The organism is Variovorax trehalosi, assembly GCF_051216415.1.
Lineage (GTDB): Bacteria > Pseudomonadota > Gammaproteobacteria > Burkholderiales > Burkholderiaceae_C > Variovorax.
Genome location: NZ_JBPJZG010000001.1, coordinates 456,262 through 474,118, shown reverse-complemented (window position 1 = coordinate 474,118; position 17,857 = coordinate 456,262). Strand labels below are relative to the sequence as shown.

The 17,857-nt window shown below is 67.3% G+C and carries 17 protein-coding genes; 6 read left to right on the top strand and 11 right to left on the bottom strand.

The features are described from left to right. Positions 1–59 precede the first annotated feature (59 nt). The 4 genes from ACSFA7_RS02270 to ACSFA7_RS02255 all read right to left on the bottom strand — a co-directional run bounded on the left by ACSFA7_RS02270 (position 60) and on the right by ACSFA7_RS02255 (position 4,150). On the bottom strand, positions 60–992 hold the full coding sequence (locus tag ACSFA7_RS02270; RefSeq protein ID WP_435497875.1) for an electron transfer flavoprotein subunit alpha/FixB family protein: 933 nt from the start codon (positions 990–992) through the stop codon (positions 60–62). Between the two features lie 2 nt (positions 993–994). After that, complete coding sequence (locus ACSFA7_RS02265; protein ID WP_435497874.1) at positions 995–1,744, bottom strand: electron transfer flavoprotein subunit beta/FixA family protein; 750 nt, start codon at positions 1,742–1,744, stop codon at positions 995–997. A gap of 135 nt (positions 1,745–1,879) precedes the next feature. Then, the gene (locus ACSFA7_RS02260; protein ID WP_435497873.1) at positions 1,880–3,160 is read right to left on the bottom strand and encodes a mechanosensitive ion channel family protein; all 1,281 of its coding nucleotides are present in this window, start codon (positions 3,158–3,160) and stop codon (positions 1,880–1,882) included. A gap of 36 nt (positions 3,161–3,196) precedes the next feature. Then, positions 3,197–4,150 carry a histone deacetylase family protein gene (locus ACSFA7_RS02255; RefSeq protein WP_435497872.1) on the bottom strand — a complete coding sequence of 318 codons (954 nt, stop codon included), beginning with the start codon at positions 4,148–4,150 and terminating at the stop codon, positions 3,197–3,199. A gap of 76 nt (positions 4,151–4,226) precedes the next feature. Here ACSFA7_RS02255 and ACSFA7_RS02250 point away from each other — a divergent pair, with 76 nt between their 5' ends. The 6 genes from ACSFA7_RS02250 to ACSFA7_RS02225 all read left to right on the top strand — a co-directional run bounded on the left by ACSFA7_RS02250 (position 4,227) and on the right by ACSFA7_RS02225 (position 12,469). Next, entirely contained in the window at positions 4,227–5,147 is a 921-nt protein-coding gene (locus ACSFA7_RS02250; protein ID WP_435497871.1) for an AAA family ATPase, read from the top strand. Then, entirely contained in the window at positions 5,144–6,121 is a 978-nt protein-coding gene (locus ACSFA7_RS02245) for a DUF58 domain-containing protein (protein WP_435497870.1), read from the top strand. The genes ACSFA7_RS02250 and ACSFA7_RS02245 overlap by 4 nt, the downstream gene beginning before the upstream one ends. 607 nt (positions 6,122–6,728) lie before the next feature. Next, a complete protein-coding gene (locus ACSFA7_RS02240; RefSeq protein WP_435497869.1) occupies positions 6,729–8,750 on the top strand; it encodes a transglutaminase TgpA family protein in 2,022 nt (673 codons plus the stop codon). A gap of 53 nt (positions 8,751–8,803) precedes the next feature. Continuing rightward, positions 8,804–9,904 carry a lytic murein transglycosylase B gene (mltB, locus tag ACSFA7_RS02235; protein WP_435497868.1) on the top strand — a complete coding sequence of 367 codons (1,101 nt, stop codon included), beginning with the start codon at positions 8,804–8,806 and terminating at the stop codon, positions 9,902–9,904. A 4-nt stretch (positions 9,905–9,908) separates the two neighbouring features. Beyond that, positions 9,909–10,532, top strand: coding sequence for an HD domain-containing protein (locus ACSFA7_RS02230; protein ID WP_435497867.1), 624 nt, complete (start codon positions 9,909–9,911; stop codon positions 10,530–10,532). A 590-nt stretch (positions 10,533–11,122) separates the two neighbouring features. Further along, on the top strand, positions 11,123–12,469 hold the full coding sequence (locus ACSFA7_RS02225; protein WP_435497866.1) for a carbohydrate porin: 1,347 nt from the start codon (positions 11,123–11,125) through the stop codon (positions 12,467–12,469). 52 nt (positions 12,470–12,521) lie between these two features. Here ACSFA7_RS02225 and ACSFA7_RS02220 read toward each other — a convergent pair whose 3' ends face one another. From ACSFA7_RS02220 to ACSFA7_RS02190, 7 genes are read right to left on the bottom strand one after another with little or no spacing between them, the layout of a single operon-like run. Beyond that, positions 12,522–13,052, bottom strand: coding sequence for a hypothetical protein (locus ACSFA7_RS02220; RefSeq protein WP_435497865.1), 531 nt, complete (start codon positions 13,050–13,052; stop codon positions 12,522–12,524). Further along, positions 13,049–14,122, bottom strand: a complete 1,074-nt coding sequence (locus ACSFA7_RS02215; RefSeq protein ID WP_435497864.1) for a beta-ketoacyl synthase N-terminal-like domain-containing protein — start codon at positions 14,120–14,122, stop codon at positions 13,049–13,051. Before ACSFA7_RS02215 ends, ACSFA7_RS02220 begins: the two co-directional genes overlap by 4 nt. Continuing rightward, positions 14,119–14,349, bottom strand: coding sequence for an acyl carrier protein (locus ACSFA7_RS02210; protein WP_435498876.1), 231 nt, complete (start codon positions 14,347–14,349; stop codon positions 14,119–14,121). Before ACSFA7_RS02210 ends, ACSFA7_RS02215 begins: the two co-directional genes overlap by 4 nt. Positions 14,350–14,398: 49 nt before the next feature. Beyond that, entirely contained in the window at positions 14,399–15,556 is a 1,158-nt protein-coding gene (locus tag ACSFA7_RS02205; RefSeq protein WP_435497863.1) for an ABC transporter permease, read from the bottom strand. A gap of 13 nt (positions 15,557–15,569) precedes the next feature. Beyond that, a complete protein-coding gene (locus ACSFA7_RS02200) occupies positions 15,570–16,478 on the bottom strand; it encodes an ABC transporter ATP-binding protein (RefSeq protein WP_435497862.1) in 909 nt (302 codons plus the stop codon). A gap of 4 nt (positions 16,479–16,482) precedes the next feature. Next, positions 16,483–17,463, bottom strand: a complete 981-nt coding sequence (gene darH, locus ACSFA7_RS02195; RefSeq protein ID WP_435497861.1) for a BtrH-related acyltransferase DarH — start codon at positions 17,461–17,463, stop codon at positions 16,483–16,485. Continuing rightward, positions 17,460–17,855, bottom strand: a complete 396-nt coding sequence (locus ACSFA7_RS02190) for a DarG family dialkylresorcinol biosynthesis protein (RefSeq protein ID WP_206178386.1) — start codon at positions 17,853–17,855, stop codon at positions 17,460–17,462. Before ACSFA7_RS02190 ends, darH begins: the two co-directional genes overlap by 4 nt. Positions 17,856–17,857: the final 2 nt, after the last annotated feature.

The window sequence follows — 17,857 nt, the reverse complement described above, 5'->3', positions numbered from 1 at the left end:
ACAGCGGATACGAAAAGGGCATCGCGAACGATGCCCTCCGGCTCAATGCGGCGATGCGATCAGAGCGCCTTGACCAGTTCCGGCACAGCCGTGAACAGGTCGGCCACGAGGCCGTAGTCGGCCACCGAGAAGATCGGTGCCTCTTCGTCCTTGTTGATCGCCACGATCACCTTGGAGTCCTTCATGCCGGCCAGATGCTGGATCGCGCCCGAGATGCCCGCTGCGATGTACAGCTGCGGCGCAACGATCTTGCCGGTCTGGCCCACTTGCCAGTCGTTCGGGGCGTAGCCCGCATCGACGGCGGCGCGGCTGGCACCCAGGCCCGCGTTGAGCTTGTCAGCCAGCGGGGCCATCACTTCGGTGAACTTCTCGGCGCTGCCCAGGGCACGGCCGCCCGAGACGATGATCTTGGCGGCCGTCAGTTCGGGGCGTTCGCTCTTGGTGACTTCTCTTCCGACGAAGCTGCTCTTGCCGCTGTCGGCCACGCCTTCAGCCGTTTCGACCGTGGCGCTACCGCCCGTTGCTGCTGCGGCATCGAAGCCGGTCGTACGCACGGTGATGATCTTGGTGGCATCGCTGCTCTGCACGGTGGCAATCGCGTTGCCGGCGTAGATCGGACGCTCGAAGGTGTCCGGGCTGTCCACCTTGGTGATATCACTGATCTGCGCCACGTCCAGCTTGGCAGCCACGCGCGGGGCGACGTTCTTGCCGTTGGCGGTCGAGGGGAACAGGATGTGGCTGTAGTTGGCCGCAATCGCGAGGACTTGGGCAGCCACGTTCTCGGCGAGGTTCTCGGCCAGGCTCGGGCTGTCGGCCGCGATGACCTTGGTCACGCCTGCGATCTGGGCTGCAGCCTTGGCGGCTTCAGCGGCGTTCGCGCCAGCCACCAGCACATGCACTTCACCGCCGCAAGCCAGCGCTGCAGTCACAGTGTTCAGGGTAGCCGGCTTGATGCTGGCGTGGTCGTGTTCGGCAATAACAAGTGCGGTCATGTTCAGATCACCTTCGCTTCGTTCTTCAGTTTGTCCACCAGCGTCGCCACGTCAGGCACCTTGATGCCGGCGCCGCGCTTCGGAGGCTCGCTGACCTTCAGGGTCTTCAGGCGGGGCTTGACGTCCACGCCCAGGTCTTCGGGCTTGAAGGTATCGAGCTGCTTCTTCTTGGCCTTCATGATGTTGGGCAGCGTCACATAGCGCGGCTCATTGAGGCGCAGGTCGGTCGTGATGACGGCCGGCAGCGTGAGGGAGATGGTTTCCAGGCCGCCGTCGACTTCGCGGGTGACCGTGGCCTTGTCGCCAGCGACTTCAACCTTGGAGGCGAAGGTGGCCTGGGGCAGGTCTGCAAGTGCAGCGAGCATCTGGCCCGTTTGATTGGCGTCATCGTCGATGGCTTGCTTGCCCAGGATGATGAGCGACGGTTGTTCCTTCTCGACCAGCGCCTTCAGGAGCTTGGCGACAGCCAGCGGCTGCAGCTCTTCAGTCGTTTCGACCAGGATGCCGCGGTCAGCACCGATGGCCATCGCGGTGCGCAGGGTTTCCTGGCACTTGGCATCGCCGCAGGAGACGGCGATGACCTCGGTCACAACGCCCTTCTCCTTCAGTCGAACCGCTTCTTCGACAGCGATCTCGTCGAAGGGGTTCATGCTCATCTTGACGTTGGCAATGTCCACCCCGGTGCCGTCGCTCTTGACGCGCACCTTCACGTTGTAATCGACGACCCGTTTGACAGGCACAAGAACCTTCATTGACTTGACTCCATTGGATTGCAAAAAGGGGGCTTCGAGGGCAACCGGTCATTCTAGGACGCGACCTTTGCAGCCTCTCCATTCTTCTCGTAGGCACTGCGGGCCAAAAAAAAGAACGATCGTGCTTTTCCGCGATTATAAAACAGCGCCAGGCGCCGGCGCGATTCCTGGCGGCAAAGATTCCACCCGCACCACGCGCTGCGGATAGGGAATGTCGATTCCCGCTCCGCGCAGCCCCTCGAGGATGGCGATGTTGATGGCCGAGCGCAGGTTGTCCTTGCCCTTGTCCGGATCGGCCACCCAGAAGTGCAGGCTGAACTCGAGCCCATCGGGCGCGAAGTTCACAAGATAAGCCACCGGTTCCGGGTCGGTCATCACCCGCGCCTGCGACTTCGCCGCCGCGCACAGGATGGCCTGCACCTGAGCCACGTCGCTCTCGTAGCCCACCACGATGTTGGTCGTGATGTTGAACTTGCGGTCGGCCAGCGAGAGGTTTTCCACCCGGCTGGTGATCAGCGATTCGTTCGGCACGATGGCTTCGCGTCCGTTGCCCGCGCGGATGAGCGTATAGCGCGTCTTGATGTCGGTGATGCGGCCTTCGAAGGTGTCGACCTTCACGTTGTCGCCGATGCGGATCGAGCGCTCCAGCAGGATCACGAAGCCGCTCACGTAATTCGCCGCGAGCTTCTGCAGCCCGAAGCCCAGGCCCACGCCGAGCGCACCGCCCAGCACCGAGAGCGCCGTGAGGTCCACACCCACCGCCGACAGCGCGAACAGCAAGCCGATCAGCAGCAGGAAGGCGCGCACCGCGTTCGAAGCCACCTTGCGCATCGACAGATCGGTGACGGCCTCGCGCAGGATGCGCTTCTCGATGGTCGAGGCGATCCACAGCGCAATCACCAGCACCAGCCCGGCCGACAGCACGCCCTGGAAGATCGTCTGCACGCTCACACGCGTCTTGCCGAAGGCCAGCGTGATGTTGTCCAGTTCTGCCAGCACGGGCGGCAGCAGCCCGACGATCCAGAGCACGGCTGCGATCCAGGCCAGCCACGAAATCGTGCGCTCGATCAGCCGCACCAGGTTGGAGGTGGGAAACACCGCCCTGAGCACCCGCGCGAAGAGCCGGATGACAGCGAGCGAGAGAAACACCGACACCGCGATGCGCAGCACCAGCACCGTCTGGAAATCGATCACCACGCGCCGCGCGAGATCGGTGAACACCAGCGACAGCAGCGGGAATAACAGGCCGTCGAAAGTGCTTTCGCCGAACCAGATGGAGTCCTTGGGCTGGTCGCGTCCGAACCATTTGCAGATGGCCCAGGCCAGGGCCACGCAGGCCACCAGCACGCTCAGTTCGATGCCGATGCCGGTCGCATCGACCAGTTTCAGGCGTTGGGTGAAGTCGTTGAAATTCATCGATGAAAAAACACGGCGCCAACCGCGCCGATTGCGTTACAGGTCCGCGAGAACGCGAATGTGCGCCTCGACGCTGCGCGCCAGCGCATCGAGGTTGTAGCCGCCCTCGAGCATCGAGACGATGCGCCCGCGCGCATGGCGTTTGGCCACGTCGTGGATGCGGCTCGTGATCCAGGCGAAGTCGTTCTCGGTGAGGCCGAGTTGGCCCAGGTCGTCCTCGCGGTGGGCGTCGAAGCCGGCGCTGATGAACACCATCTGCGGGCGAAACTCTTCGAGCCGCGGCATCCAGGCGGCTTCGATGAGTTCTCGCACGTCCATGCCCCGGGTATAGGCCGGGATCGGCAGATTCAGCATGTTCGAGGCCGGATGCTCGGTGCCGCTGTACGGGTAGAACGGATGCTGGAAGAAGCCGACCATCAGCACGCGCGGATCGTTCGAGAGGATGTTCTCGGTGCCGTTGCCGTGGTGCACGTCGAAGTCGACGATGGCCACCCGGTCGAAGCCGTGCACCTCCAGCGCATGGCGCGCCGCAATGGCGATGTTGTTGAAGAAGCAGAAACCCATCGCCCGCTCGCGGCAGGCGTGGTGGCCGGGCGGGCGCACCGAGCAGAAGGCGTTCTCTATGTCGCCGGCGATCACCGCATCGGTCGCGGCGATGGCCGCACCGGCGCCGCGACGTGCAGCCAACAGCGTGAAGCGGTTCAGGGAGGTGTCGGGGTCGAGCTGCGCGTGGTCTGGGCCCCCTGCGGGCTCGTCGGCCACAAGGCGCATATGGAGTTCTTCGAGGAGCTCGACATGCTCCACGCTGTGAGCCCGGGTGAGCTGCTCCAGAGTGGCCAGCGGCACTTCGCAGTGCTCCAACGCATCGCTGACGCCCGTCAGCAGCAGCCGGTCTTCGATGGCATCCAGTCGCTCGGGGCACTCGGGATGACCCCGGCCCATGTCGTGCTTCCAGAAGTCGCGGTGTGTGAAGTAGCCTGTCTTGCCCATGTCTCTTGTCGCGTCTAGACCTCACGCGGCATGGGGCCGCAAGGTCTTACGGTATCGTTTGCATATGGATACAAATATGGACGTTGCTGCGAAGCTTGCCACTTTGCTGAGTCAGCTTAACACGGTGATCGTCGGCAAAGAGGCGCAGGTGCGCGACTGCGTGGCCTGCCTGCTCGCGGGCGGACACCTGCTGATCGAGGATGTGCCGGGGGTCGGCAAGACCACCCTCGCCCACGCGCTTTCGCACACCTTCGGCCTGCAGTTTTCGCGGGTGCAGTTCACCGCGGACCTGATGCCGGGCGACCTGTCGGGCGTGGCGATCTACGACCGCGGCCAGCAGGCCTTCGTGTTCCACCCCGGGCCGATCTTTGCGCAGGTGCTGCTGGCCGACGAAATCAACCGCGCAAGCCCCAAGACCCAGAGCGCGCTCCTCGAGGCGATGGAAGAAAAGCAGGTCACCATCGAAGGCGAGACCCGCCCGCTGCCCACGCCTTTCTTCGTGATCGCCACGCAGAACCCGCAGGACCAGCTGGGCACCTTCGCGCTGCCCGAGTCGCAGCTGGACCGCTTCCTGATGCGCATCTCGCTCGGCTATCCGGACCGCGCCGCCGAGCGGCTGCTGCTCTCGGGCGCAGACCGCCGCGAGATGCTGGCCGGCCTGCCGGCCATGCTGACCGCCGGCGAACTCACGGCCATCCAGCAGCGTGTGCAGCAGGTGCATGCCTCCGACGCGCTGCTCAACTACGTGCAGGACCTGATCGCGGCCACGCGCTCGGGCCGCTGGTTCCTGCAGGGCCTGTCGCCGCGCGCCGGCATCGCGGTGCTGCGCGCCGCCAAGGCGCAGGCGCTCCTGGCCAACCGCAACTACGTCGCGCCGGACGATGTGCAGTCCGTGCTGCCGCAGACGATCGCGCACCGGCTCACGCCCGTGGGCGATGCGGGCCGGGGCGCCGTCGAGCAGGTGCGCGCGATGATCGCGGCGGTCCCGCTGCCGTGAATCCCGTCGGCGCCCTGCGCGCGCGCATCGACGGCTGGTTCCTGTCCCGGCGACCGCCGTCGGACACGCTTGAGCTCACGCAACGCAACGTCTACATCGTGCCCACGCGCGCCGGCTGGACGCTGGCAGCCACGCTGCTGGTGCTGCTGGTCGCATCGATCAACTACCAGCTCAACCTCGGCTACCTGTTGACCTTTCTCCTGGCCGGCAGCGTTGCGGTAGGCATGCACGTGTGCCATGCCACGCTGCGCGGCCTCGCGATGCGCATGATGCCGCCCGAGGCGCACTACGCTGGCGCCGCGGCCGTCTTCCGGGTGGTGCTGCACAACGAGCGACGCAGCGTGCGCTACGGCATCGGGATGGCGGTGCGCGGCAGCGGACAGTGGGCCTGGACCGACGTGCCGGCCGAGGGAACATCCACGGTCGAGATCGCGTTCCTGCCCGAGCGGCGGGGGCTGCATCCGGTGCCGCCGCTGACCGCCGAGACGCGCTTTCCGCTCGGCACGTTCCGCGTGTGGACGGTCTGGCGCCCCGCGGCGCAGATGCTGGTGTATCCGGCGCCCGAGGCGCATCCACCGCCGCTGCCGCCCGGCGAACCGCTGTCGGGGCCGGCGGCCATCTCGGCTGCGCAGCGGGCGCATGGCGCCGGTGAGTACGACGGTGTGCGTGCGTATCGGCGTGGGGATCCATTGAAGCTGGTGGTCTGGAAGAAGGCCGCGCGCGCGCAGGCGGCCGGGTCGGAAGACCTCGTGAGCCGCGACACGCAGCACACGCAGCGCGAGGAGCTGTGGCTCGATGCACAGGCGGCTGGACTTGCCGACGTCGAAGCCCGTTTGTCCCGGCTCTGCGCTTGGGTGCTGATGGCAGATCGGCTGGGGGTGGACTATGGGGTTCGGGTTGCCGGGCGGGTGATGAAGCCTTCGCAAGGGGAGGCACACAAGCGGGCCTGCCTGGAGGCGTTGGCTTTATGTTGAGGGTTGATGGGTTTTCTTTCCGAGGCCGGGTCTCGCCCCGGCGGGCGAGCTACTTTCTTTTGCTTCGCCAAAAGAAAGTAGCCAAAGAAAAGGCGACCCTGCTGTCTGCGTCCCTCCGCTTCGCTGCGGGCAACCTGCGGTGCTCGACTACGGCGGGGGTCCGCAGAACTCGCTTCGCTCAAACAGCTGCGGCCCTGATCCCGCCTACGTCTGCGCTCCTCGGCGCAGCCAGAAGGGCTTGGAGACAAGACACGCCTTCGCTGCGCTCGGCACACGAGACCAATACCAACAGCCAATGCAAGGCGGACACGCGGAGCGTGTCCGCCCTTCGGGCCGAGCGAAGCAATGGCCCGCATGGTTTCCACCCCCTCTGGCTGCGCCGAGGAGCGCAGCGTTTTGCGGATCAGGGCTCGCAGCTGTTTGAGCGAAGCGAGTTCTGCGGGACCCCGCAAAACACGAGCACCGCAGGTTGCCCCGTAGCGCAGCGCAGGGGTCGCAGACAGCGGGTTCGCCTTTTCTTTGCTTACTTTCTTTTGGCGAAGCAAAAGAAAGTGAGTCGCCCGCCGGGGCGAGACCCGGCCTCCGCCCCCCGCAAGGGGCCCGCCCCATGAACAAGCTCATCCAGAAGCTCTCCGCTCTCCCAAGAGACGCCCGAGACACCCTCTTCCTGCTGACAGTCATCGCCCTGATAGTGCTGCCACAGGTCGAGAACCTCCCCTGGTGGTGCACAGCCCTGACGGCGCTGGTATTGCTCTGGCGCGGCTCGCTGGCCATAGAAGCCCGCCCCCTCCCCAGCCGCTGGTGGCGCATCGCCCTGCTCGCACTGGCGTTGGCAGGCACCTACGCCACCCACCGCACCCTCCTCGGCCGCGACGCAGGCGTCACGCTCATCGTCATCCTGCTGGCCCTCAAGACCCTCGAGCTGCGTGCCCGAAGAGACGCCTTCGTCGTCTTCTTCCTGGGCTTCTTCGCGATGCTCACGAACTTCTTCTATTCGCAATCGCTGCTGACGGCCTTCACGATGCTGCTCGCCCTGCTGGGCCTGCTCACGGCGCTGGTCAACGCGCACATGCCCGTGGGCAAGCCGTCGCTGATGCAGGCCGCGCGCACGGCAGGCTGGATGGCATTGGCCGGGGCGCCGATCATGCTCGCGCTGTTCCTTCTGTTCCCGCGCTTCGCGCCGTTGTGGGGCACGCCGAGCGATGCGATGGCCGGGCGCTCGGGGCTCTCGAACACGATGCGCGTCGGCGCCATCGCCGAGCTGGCGCTGGACGACAGCATTGCCGCCCGCATCAAGTTCGACGACAACCGCGCACCGCCGCAGAGCCAACTCTACTTTCGCGGCCCGGTGCTCGGCCAGTTCGATGGCCGCGAGTGGACAGCGCTGCCAACATGGGCACGCGGCGGACAAGGGGCTTCCAACCTGCGCGTGACCGGCGAGCCCGTGCGCTACGAAGTCACGCTCGAACCCAACAACCGCCCCTGGCTGCTGACGCTCGATGCGGCGCAAAAAGCGCCCGAAGCCCCCGGCCTCGAGGTCATGGGCACGCCCGACCTGCAGTGGCTCTCGAACCGCCCCGTCACCGACCTGCTGCGCTACCGCGCGGAAAGCTACCCGCGATTCCAGAGCGGTCCGGTTCGCCGCGTCGGCGGGCAGTTGCAGGCCTACCTGGCTCTGCCACCCGGCACGAACCCGCGCACCGCCGCGCTCGCGGCAGAAATGCGCAACGATCCGGCGCTGGCCGGCGCCGCCACGCCCGCCCTCGTGCAGGCCGCGCTGCAACGGCTTCGCACCGGCGGCTACACCTACACGCTGGAGCCCGGCGTCTATGGCAACGACACGGCCGACGAATTCTGGTTCGACCGCAAGGAGGGCTTCTGCGAACACATCGCCTCGGCCTTCGTGGTGCTGATGCGCAACCTCGGCATTCCCTCGCGCATCGTGACCGGCTACCAGGGCGGCGAACTCAACAGCATCGACAACTACTGGATCGTGCGCCAGCGCGATGCGCACGCCTGGACCGAAGTCTGGCAAGAAGGCGCAGGCTGGGTGCGCGTGGACCCGACGGCCTCGGTCGCTCCCGGCCGCATCGGGCAGTTGCAGCGGCTCATGCCGCAGCCGGGCCTCTTCGCCGGCGCCATCGGCGCGATGAGCCCGACGCTGGTACAGAACCTGCGCGCCGCCTGGGAAGCGGTGAACAACGGGTGGAACCAGTGGGTGCTCAACTACACCCAGAGCCGCCAGCTGAACCTGTTGAAGAACCTCGGCTTCGACGCGCCGAGCCTCGAAGACCTCGCCTACGTGCTCCTCTACCTGGTCATCGCCGCGAGCCTCGCCGGCGCGGGCTGGACACTGTGGGAGCGCAGCCGGCACGACCCCTGGCTGCGCCTCCTCGGCCAGGCCCGAGCGCGCCTTGCGAAAGCCGGCCTCGCGGTGCCCGAGACCGCCCCGCCGCGCCAGATGGCCGCCCAGGCCGACGCGCGTTTCGGCACCGCCGCGCAACCGGTGCGCGACTGGCTGCTCAAGCTCGAGGCCCAGCGCTATGCAGAGGCGGCACCCGAAACGCTCGCAGCCCTGCGCGCGGAGTTCCGGCGCCTTGTCTGGCCTGTCGCAAATCCGCGCGGCTGAAACCACATGTGTCCCGCCGGCAGCCACGCGCAGGCGGGCGGCACAATCGGCCGATGCGATTTCTTCTCCCCAAGCCCTCTCGCGCCGCCACCGCCATCGTTCTTCTCGCAGCCTGCTGCGCCTGGTCCACGGGGGCTTCGGCCCAGAAATCCACCAGCGGCCGCAACGCTGCGACGAGCCCGGTTCGCGGCAGCATCCCCTACGCCACGCGCGACGACGCGATGCAATTCGCCGACGACGTGGCCGCACGCCGCGGCCTCGACCGCGATTGGGTGCGCGCCACCATCGGCAGCGCTCGCTTCCTGCCCAACGTGCCGCGGCTGATGCTGCCGGGCCCGGTGGGCACGGTGAAGAACTGGCAGGTCTACCGCAGCCGCTTCATCGACCCGGTGCGCATCGCGGCCGGCGTGCGCTTCTGGCGCGCCAATGCAGACACGCTGGCGCGTGCCGAGCAGGTGTACGGCGTGCCGCCCGAAATCGTCGTCGGCATCATCGGCGTGGAAACCATCTACGGCCGCAACATGGGCAGCTTCCGGGTGATCGATGCACTGGCCACGCTGTCGTTCGACTTCCCGCAGGGCCATCCGCGCGCGGCCGAACGCGAAGCCTTCTTTCGCGGCGAGCTCGAGAGCTTCCTGAGCACCGAGAGCCGCACCGCCGAAGACCCGCTCGTTCCCCTCGGCAGCTATGCAGGCGCCATGGGCATGCCGCAGTTCATGCCCAGCAGCATTGCCAAGTACGCAGTCGATTTCGATGGCGACAGCCGCATCGACCTCGTCAACAACCCTGCCGACGTGATCGGTTCGGTCGCAAGCTACTTCAAGGGGTTCGGCTGGACGCCCGGCATGCCCGCCATCTACCCGGTGCACTTCGAGGAAGCGCGGCTGAAGAAGTCGCTGCTGCTCGCACCCGACATCCTCCCGACCTTCAGCGCCGACAGCTTCGTGGCCGCCGGTGCGGTGCCCGAAGGCGAAGGCACCCGTCACAAGGGCCTGCTCGCGCTCGTCGAACTTCAGAACGGCGCCGACGCACCGCCGACCTACGTGGCCGGCACGCGCAACTTCTACGTGATCACGCGCTACAACTGGAGCAGCTACTACGCGATGTCGGTGCTCGACCTCGGCCAGGAGGTCAAGGCCGCCATGGAGCAATAGCGCCATGACGCCCGAGGCGCTGTTGGCGAACTGGTCCGAGGCCTGGCGCGACTTGGGCATCGCGGCGCCCGACGAGGCGCTGTGCCTGGAACTGCAACGCCGCTACGCCGAGCCGCAACGCCACTACCACACGATGCAGCACCTGGGCGAATGCCTCGCCTGGTTCGAGCGCGAGAAGTCGCTGGCCGAACGCCCGGGCGAAGTGGCGCTCGCACTCTGGTTCCACGACGCCATCTACGACGTGCATGCGCACGACAACGAAGCGCGCAGCGCCGACTGGGCGCGCGAGGCCATGCGGGCCGCGGGCGCGAGCGAAGAAGCAGCCGAACGTATTCATGCGCTCGTGATGGCCACGCGCCATGACGCGGTGCCCGAGGGCCGCGACGCCGAGCTGCTGATCGATATCGACCTCTCCATCCTCGGTGCCGAACCGGCGCGCTTTGCCGAGTACGAGCGCCAGGTCCACGCCGAATACGCCTTCGTGCCCGACGAAGTGCGCCTGCCGCGCCGGCGCGCGATCCTGCAGCGCTTTCTGGACCGCGGCGCCATCTACGCCACGCCCCGGATGCACGCGCTGCTCGAGGCCCGCGCGCGCACCAATCTGCAGCATTCCATCGCCGCAGGTTGATCCCCGGAACGGGGCATCGCCGAGCCATCGGCCCGGCCGCCAGTTTGTTGCGTTGCCAACGCTGTGTTGCGTGCGGGAAATCACACGCCGCATGGCGAAACCGCGCCCCTACACTGCGGCCGTCACGCACAAGCCACCTCGGAAAACGCACCCGCTGCGCACACGAACACCCCAAGACACTGCCGATGAGAAGCAGCCAGAACTGAGGAGATACAGCATGCCGACGACCTGTTCGCCCACCCGTCGCGATGCGACGCGCGCACCGCCGCTCATAGCGCCTCTCGTGCTTCACCGCCGAGCCGCGTAGACCCGCTTTCACCGAAACCATTCACGCGAAAGGCCCCGGCCTTCCGCGGAGCACACGCACGCCCTTTTTTTGTCCCCCTCCCGCTCACCGCACGCCAGAAGAAGGAGTCGATCCATGGACCTTTGACGAACACCGATCGCATCGCCCGATGAAGCGGTAGCCCCCTTCCCCTCTTTTTCACCTGCATCTGTCACTGCCGCCAACGGCCGGTGAGGGCCTTCTGTTGCCCGGCGCTTTCGAAGACCGCCTCCCACAACCAATCCCAACCAAGGAGACATCCCCTGTGAACACCCGATTGACCCAACTCGCCACCGCCGTCCTTCTGCTGGCCGGCCTCTGCGCCCATACCCACGCCCAGCAAACCGACGAGCCCCCGCAGGCCGAAGCCAAGGACCCCACCAAGGAGCTCGTCAAGAAGATCAACGACGCCACCGGCCTGGAGTTCTGGGGCTACGGCCGCGGCGGCTTCTTCAGCGCCGGCAAGGGCAGGCTCAAGGGCGGCTACTCCCTGGGCGGCGACCTGCAGAAGTACCGCCTGGGCAACGAGGGCGACAACTACCTGGAATTCGGCATCGGCAAGCGCTTCGACATGGGCGACGGCATCAAGTGGGGCGTGTTCTACATGCCCACCATCTACAACGGCAAGAGCGGCACCGCACAGGCCTACTTCTCCCTGACCGGCATCTTCGGCAACGCCGCCACCCTCTGGGCCGGCCAGCGCTACCACCGCGTCCAGGACGTGCACATCGTGGACAAGTGGGTGGTGGAGGACGGCGACAACTACGGCGCGGGCATCGACGACATTCCTCTCTGGGGCTATGGGCGCCTGAACGTGGCCCTGCACACGGCCGACTCGGTGGACAACAAGAGCGGCAACCCCAACAACGCCAAGCGCATCAATGTGCAGTGGCGCGACATTCCCACCAACCCGGGCGGCAAGCTCACGGTGACGGGCGGATTGATCTCGGGCGACTTCGCCAAGGGCCGCGACGGCGGGGCGTTGGGGCTCATGCACATCCAGAAAGACCTGTTGCCGGGCCTGAACAACACCTTCATCGTGCAGGCGTCGAGCGGCCACGCCTCGCTCAGCGGCAAGTTCTACAACATGGACAACAGCACCACGACCACGGGGCTGTTGCTGCCGCCGGGCTTCGGGCTGGAGAACACGCTGCTGTTCGCGCCGCTGGTGGAGCGCACGGTGATCACGCCGCAGGCGGGCGCCAAGCAGCGGCGCATTCTCGATTCGGTGGACTTCCAGTTCGGGCGCTTCGGCGGCCAGGGCTTGATCGGCTACCAGACCACGCGTCCGGACGATGGTCCCGAGACCAAGGACTTCTCGCTGGGCGGACGCGTCTCCTACGGCATCGCCAAGTACACCAAGCTCCTCGCGGAGCTCTCCACCACACGCCGCAGCACCGACGACCAGCCTCGCCAGACGCTGAACAAGGGCACGATCGCGGTGGCGTTCTCGCCGAACACCGATTTCTGGACCCGGCCGGAGTTCCGTATCTACGCCACGCGTGCGAGCTGGAACAAGGCAGCCGGCGATGCCAACGCCACCAGCTTCGGGGCCAATGGCCGCAGGAACGCCACAACCTTCGGTATCCAGATGGAAGCATGGTGGGAGTGAGGCTCCACCGCTGACCTGCCGCGCGAGTAGCGCTCAGAAGGTGTGCACCTTCTCAGGCCGGCACCAGCCGCCACCACTCGGTGCGCGGCAGCTCTTCGTTGCGCTCCTCCTCGACGATGCCGAACAGCAGGCCGTCGCGGGGAGCGCCGAGCTTCGCCAGCTGCAGCAGGCGCTCGGGATCGCGGCACAGCATGAAGCTCGCGTCGCCCTGCCATTCGAGGCTGCGGCCGACCTCGGCGAGCATCAGCGCCGGTTGGCTCTGCATGAAGGTGAACGGCATCGGCAGCCCGGCATCGAGTTGCTCCAGGCCTGTGTAGGTGGCACCCCATGCGCCGCGCCTGCTGGACACGCGCAAGCGTGCTCCCTGCGGCAGCGCGGCTTCATCCGCCGCATCGAGGCAGCGGCGCGCGCCGTACATCGCCAGTTCGGTCCACAGGCCGACGCGGCGCGGCCGACGGCCGAGGCGGCGCGCCAGTTCGTCGCGCCAGTCCGCGGGCGGCGGATGGACAACGAAATGGGCGACAGTGCGCCAGGCCGTATCGATCCCGGCATTCATCGCGATATCTCTGGGCAAAGCGCTCATGCGTGGCAATCCCTCAGCAGCAGCGAGGCATGCCCGCCGCCGAAGCCGACCACATTGAGCAGGATGTTGCGCAGCTTCACGGGCGGTTCGGCGCTCAGCGTGATGCCCAGCGTGTCGTCCAGCGGATAGTCGGTCGATGGCCAGGCGCCGCCTTCGATGCAGCCGACCAAGAGGGCCAGTTCGGCGGCACCCGCCGCGCCGAGCGTGTGGCCGAGCGACGACTTGAGCGACACCAGTGGCGGCAGCCGGTCGAACACCTGCTTGAGCGCCTCCACCTCGATGGCGTCGTTGACGGGACTTCCTGCGGCCTGCACCTTGATGAGGTCGATGTCCTCGGGCCGCAGCCCGCTCTGCGCGAGCGCCGCCTGGCACATGGCGCGCACGGCGCTGGCCTCGGTGCCCGACGGATTGCGCCCGTCGACCACGTTCGCGCCGCCCGTGATGCGCCAACGCGTCGGCCGCGCACCCAGGCGCAGCGCCGCCACGGCCTCGCCCAGCACCAGCCCCCTGCGCTCCGCGCCGAAGGGCTGGGCGTTGCCCGGTGCCAGCAGCTGCATCGCGCGGAAGCCGGCTGCGGTGAAACGGTTGTCCAGCTCGGCACCGAGCACCAGCGCCTCGTCGACGCCGCCGCCCCGGATCAGGTCGGCAGCGGCCAGCACGGCGTTGAGCGCCGAGGTGCAGGCCGTGGAAATGGTGAAGACCGGGCCCCGCCAGTCGAGCGCCTCGGAGACGATGCTGGCGAAGTCCTGCAGGTCGCCGCCGAGCCGCAAGTCCGGCTTCTCGTATTCCATGTAGCCGATGTCGAGCGAGGACGACGCGACGAAGAGCGGCGCGGTGCGAGCGCCCCACTCGCCAGTCTGCGCGACCACGTTGCGCACGGTGCGCCGCACGCGCTCGAGCCAGTTGCCCTCCTGCGACGGCAGCTTGTAGACCGGCCAGCCGTTTCCCCGGGCGATGCTCACCGGCGTCGGTGGCACACCGCCGCGCCGCAATGCGTCGAGCGCGCCGGGCATGTCGTTGCCGAGAACGCAGGCAAGACCGGTAGAAGCCAGGTAGACGCCGCCGCTCATGCTTTTCCGACCTGCGCAAGGTGTTCCGCAAGATGAGCAATGGAAGTCAGCGCGCGGCGCGTCTCCTTGCTGTCGGGCATGCGCACGCCAAAGCGCTGCTGGATCGTCATCGACACCTGCAATGCATCGAGCGAGTCGAGGTCCAGCCGCGCCTCGGGGCCGAACAGCGGCTCGTCGTCGCCGAGGCCGCCGGGGGGCGCATCTCTCTCGACGGCTTCGAGCACCATCGTCTTGAGGCTGGCGATGAATTCAGGGGTCACGCTACTCACGGGGTACTCACGATGTGCGCCTGCGAAACAGAAAGACTGCGAGAAGGAACATGGCGGCCGCAAACGCGACCAGCCGACCGACCTGCGGCAATGCATCGGCCACGCCGCCGCCGCGCAACAGCACGGTCAGCAGCGCCTCGAGGCCCCAGTTCATCGGCGAGACCTCGACCAGCCGCTGCATGAAGCCCGGCATGACGAACTTGGGCACCATGATGCCGCCCGCAGCCGCCATCAGCACGTTGACCATCGGTCCGAGCGTAGCCGCTTGCGCGTGAGTTCGCACGAGGCATGCCAGCGCGAGCGACAGGCTCACAGCGGCAAGGCTCACGGCCGCGAGCGACAGCAGCAAGGCGGCCCAGTGGATGCCCGCGAGCGAGAGCGCATCGCCGCCGATCAGCGGCATGAACCAGATGCCGGCTGCAAGCATCAACAGCGCCTGCAGCGCGTTCACGCCGAGGTACGGCAAGGCCTTGGAGGCCAGCAGCATCGTGCGCGAGACACCCAGGCTCTGCAGCCGGCCGAGCGCGCCCGAGCCGCGCTCCTGCACGAACAGGCTGGAGAGCGAGGCCACCACGAAGAACATGCCGAAGACCAGCCAGGCCGGCACGTTCTGCTGCACCGAGGTGGGCCGCGGGCCGGCGGTGGAGAAACGCTCGGCCTGCACCATCGCCTGGATGGAGGCGTCGGGCGCCGGGCTGGCGGTGCCGGGCACGGCCAGCGCGAGGCGCGCCTTCAACTCGCCCGATGCGCCGATGAGTTCCGCGCGCAGCGCATTGAAGAGATTGGCGTCGACGCCCGGTTCGGTCAGCAGCCGGATGTGCGCCCTGGTCGAGAGCGCGGCCGATTCCAGTTCTTCCGAGAGGCCCGGCTCCAGCACGATCACGTACTTGAGCGACCCGTTGCGCAGGCGCTCCTGCCAGTCCGCACCGAGCGGCTGCGGCGCGCCGTGGCTGCGCTGCCAGATCTGCAGCAGCCAGTTGGCGGGCGTCGCGGTGTCGCGCGCGTCGACGGCGTAACTCAGTTCGGCGAGCGGTGGGCGGTAGATGTCCTTCAGCGTGAGCGACATCAGCACGATGAAGACCATCGGCATCAGGAACAGCACGGCCAGCCCGTGCATGTCGCGCACGAGGGCGAGCAGTTCCTTCTTGATGAGCGCGGGAAGCATCGGGTTCTGTCGTTCAATCTCGCAGCGAGCGGTGGGTCAGAGCCATGAAGAGTTGCTCCAGGTCGTGGCGGCCGAACTCGGCGTGGCGCACCTCGATGCCCGAGGCTTCGAGTGCCGCCAGCACCGGGCCGGGGCCGCTGCCGGGGTTCAGGTGGATGCGCCACTGCGCCGCCCCCTGCTCCACCGTGCCGAAGCGCGAGAGCATCTCCGCGTCGAGCCCGTCGGCCGCGAGCGTGAGGAGCATCGCACTCCTGGAGAGCAGATCGTCGAGAGACCCTTCACGCAGTACGCGACCGTGGTCGAGGATGGCGACGCGGTCGGCAATGGCCTCGATCTCTTCCATGTAGTGCGAGGCGTAGATCACTGCCGCACCCGCTTGTGCGAGGCTCTTGATGGCATCGAGGATGAACGCGCGCGACTGCGGATCGACACCGACGGTCGGCTCGTCGAACAGCATGAGCTCGGGCTCGGGCAGCAAGGCGATCGCAAGGTTCAGCCGGCGCTTGAGGCCGCCCGAGAGCCGGTCGGCACGCACGCCCGCGAACGACTCGAGCTGCGAGAAGTGCATGCAGGCATCGATGCGCTCCTTCTTGCGCGCGCCCGACAGCCGGCTCGCGGCGGCAAAGCATGCGAGGTTCTCCGACACCGTGAGCATCGAATAAAAGGCCTGGTCCTGCGGCGCCACCGCGATGCGCGTGGGCGTCTTCGCGCGCACCTGCTGCAGCGGCTGTCCATCGATCAGGATCTCGCCCGACTGCACCGCGAGCGCACCCGACAGATGAGAGATCAGCGTGGTCTTGCCCGCGCCGTTCGGGCCGAGCAGCCCCAGCACGCAACCCCGTGGCACGGCGAGCGAGACATCGGCCAGCGCGGGGGCCGTGGCGTGCGGGTAGCGGTGTCCGAGGTTCTTCAGCTCGAGCATCGGTTCAGGCGACGGCAGCCTTGAGGTCGCGAAAGAACGTCTCTTCCTGCTGCGCCTGCTCCCGCAGCTTGCCCGCCAGCGCGGCTGGATCGACCGGCTCGCGCCCCTTCACCATGCGCGCCGCCTTGAGCGCGAAGGCGCGCCAGCCGTCGCCGATGGCGATGAGCCGCTCCGACATCTGCGTGAGCTGCGGCTTGCCGAGCAGCTGCGCGGCCTCCTGGAGGAAGCCCGCGTAGATGAAGCGGAAGCCCGCCCCGCCGGTGCCGATTTCTTCCTGCATGCGCACCAGGTGGCCGATGAAATCGACGCTGCGCGGATCGGTGGCCGACAGCCGCTGCATCCGGTTGGCCAGTGTGCGCATGCCGCGCACGCCGACGATGGGAATGGGCGCGAGCATGTTGCGCACCGTCTTGCGGATGGCCTTGGTCACCGACGCGGGGTCGACCGCCTTGCGATCGATGGCCTGCGGGTAGTACATGAGCCCCTTGGGCGCGAGCACGCCCTTGGCGAAGCGCGCGCGCGCGAGGTCGGCGCTCGCGCAGCGCACGGGCTCCTCGAACACCGGGTCGCTGATCAGGTAGTCGTCGCCGTCCTTGCCGTAGACCAGCAGGTTGTGCGCGTTGAAGTGAAAGCGCATGTTCGGCGGGAAGTACGGCAGCCAGTACACCGAGGTCTGCAGGCCCACGAGCTGGCCATCGGCCAGGAGCGCGTCGAGCCGCTGCTGCCCGGCCTCGGGGCTGCGGAAGGTCTCGAAGCGAAAACGCGCAGCCATCGGTGCCAGCAGGCCCTTGATGATGGCTTTGGGCGGCATGCGGTACGAGATGAGCGGCAGGCCCGACAGCTTGATGAACGGCAGGTACGCGAAGGACAGTGCCGACGACAGGCCCAGCGCCATGCTCTCGGTCATCGGCGCGCCGTGGTGGCGCATCAGGCTGGAGATGACGCCGCTTTCGCAGTGCGCCGCCTGTTGGTGTTGGAAGTTCACGGCAGGCCCTGCAAGGTGGAAATCGGAAGGCCCAGCGCCTCGGCATAGCGCGCAAGCTGTGCCTGGGAGAGCGACGAGAAATGCCGGGGCTGCAGATGGCGCCGCACGCGCCATTGCCAGAAGCCGCTGGTCTGCGAGAGCAGCGCCACGTCCATGCGGCGCTCGTACATCCAGTATTCGAGCGGCGAAGCAAGGCCGGCCTTTGCCCGCTCCTTCGCTTCTTTCGCCTGCTCGACCAGCACGTCGACCGCGTGGCTGGTGACGATTTCTTCCGCCTCCCAGCCGCGCGAAGTGGTGGTGACGACGCGGCCCTGCGCGTCGCGCGCGTACATCAGCTTGGAATGGCCGTCGAGGGTCGCGTTGCCCTCCTGCGGAACTGCGTCGAGGTCCATGG

Bases quoted from the DNA above. Each gene is read 5' to 3' on its own strand.
- ACSFA7_RS02270 (WP_435497875.1), bottom strand. From the start codon at position 992: ATGACCGCACTTGTTATTGCCGAACACGACCACGCCAGCATCAAGCCG.
- ACSFA7_RS02265 (WP_435497874.1), bottom strand. From the start codon at position 1,744: ATGAAGGTTCTTGTGCCTGTCAAACGGGTCGTCGATTACAACGTGAAG.
- ACSFA7_RS02260 (WP_435497873.1), bottom strand. From the start codon at position 3,160: ATGAATTTCAACGACTTCACCCAACGCCTGAAACTGGTCGATGCGACC.
- ACSFA7_RS02255 (WP_435497872.1), bottom strand. From the start codon at position 4,150: ATGGGCAAGACAGGCTACTTCACACACCGCGACTTCTGGAAGCACGAC.
- ACSFA7_RS02250 (WP_435497871.1), top strand. From the start codon at position 4,227: ATGGACGTTGCTGCGAAGCTTGCCACTTTGCTGAGTCAGCTTAACACG.
- ACSFA7_RS02240 (WP_435497869.1), top strand. From the start codon at position 6,729: ATGAACAAGCTCATCCAGAAGCTCTCCGCTCTCCCAAGAGACGCCCGA.
- mltB (WP_435497868.1), top strand. From the start codon at position 8,804: ATGCGATTTCTTCTCCCCAAGCCCTCTCGCGCCGCCACCGCCATCGTT.
- ACSFA7_RS02230 (WP_435497867.1), top strand. From the start codon at position 9,909: ATGACGCCCGAGGCGCTGTTGGCGAACTGGTCCGAGGCCTGGCGCGAC.
- ACSFA7_RS02220 (WP_435497865.1), bottom strand. From the start codon at position 13,052: ATGAGCGCTTTGCCCAGAGATATCGCGATGAATGCCGGGATCGATACG.
- ACSFA7_RS02215 (WP_435497864.1), bottom strand. From the start codon at position 14,122: ATGAGCGGCGGCGTCTACCTGGCTTCTACCGGTCTTGCCTGCGTTCTC.
- ACSFA7_RS02210 (WP_435498876.1), bottom strand. From the start codon at position 14,349: ATGGTGCTCGAAGCCGTCGAGAGAGATGCGCCCCCCGGCGGCCTCGGC.
- ACSFA7_RS02205 (WP_435497863.1), bottom strand. From the start codon at position 15,556: ATGCTTCCCGCGCTCATCAAGAAGGAACTGCTCGCCCTCGTGCGCGAC.
- ACSFA7_RS02200 (WP_435497862.1), bottom strand. From the start codon at position 16,478: ATGCTCGAGCTGAAGAACCTCGGACACCGCTACCCGCACGCCACGGCC.
- ACSFA7_RS02190 (WP_206178386.1), bottom strand. From the start codon at position 17,855: ATGGACCTCGACGCAGTTCCGCAGGAGGGCAACGCGACCCTCGACGGC.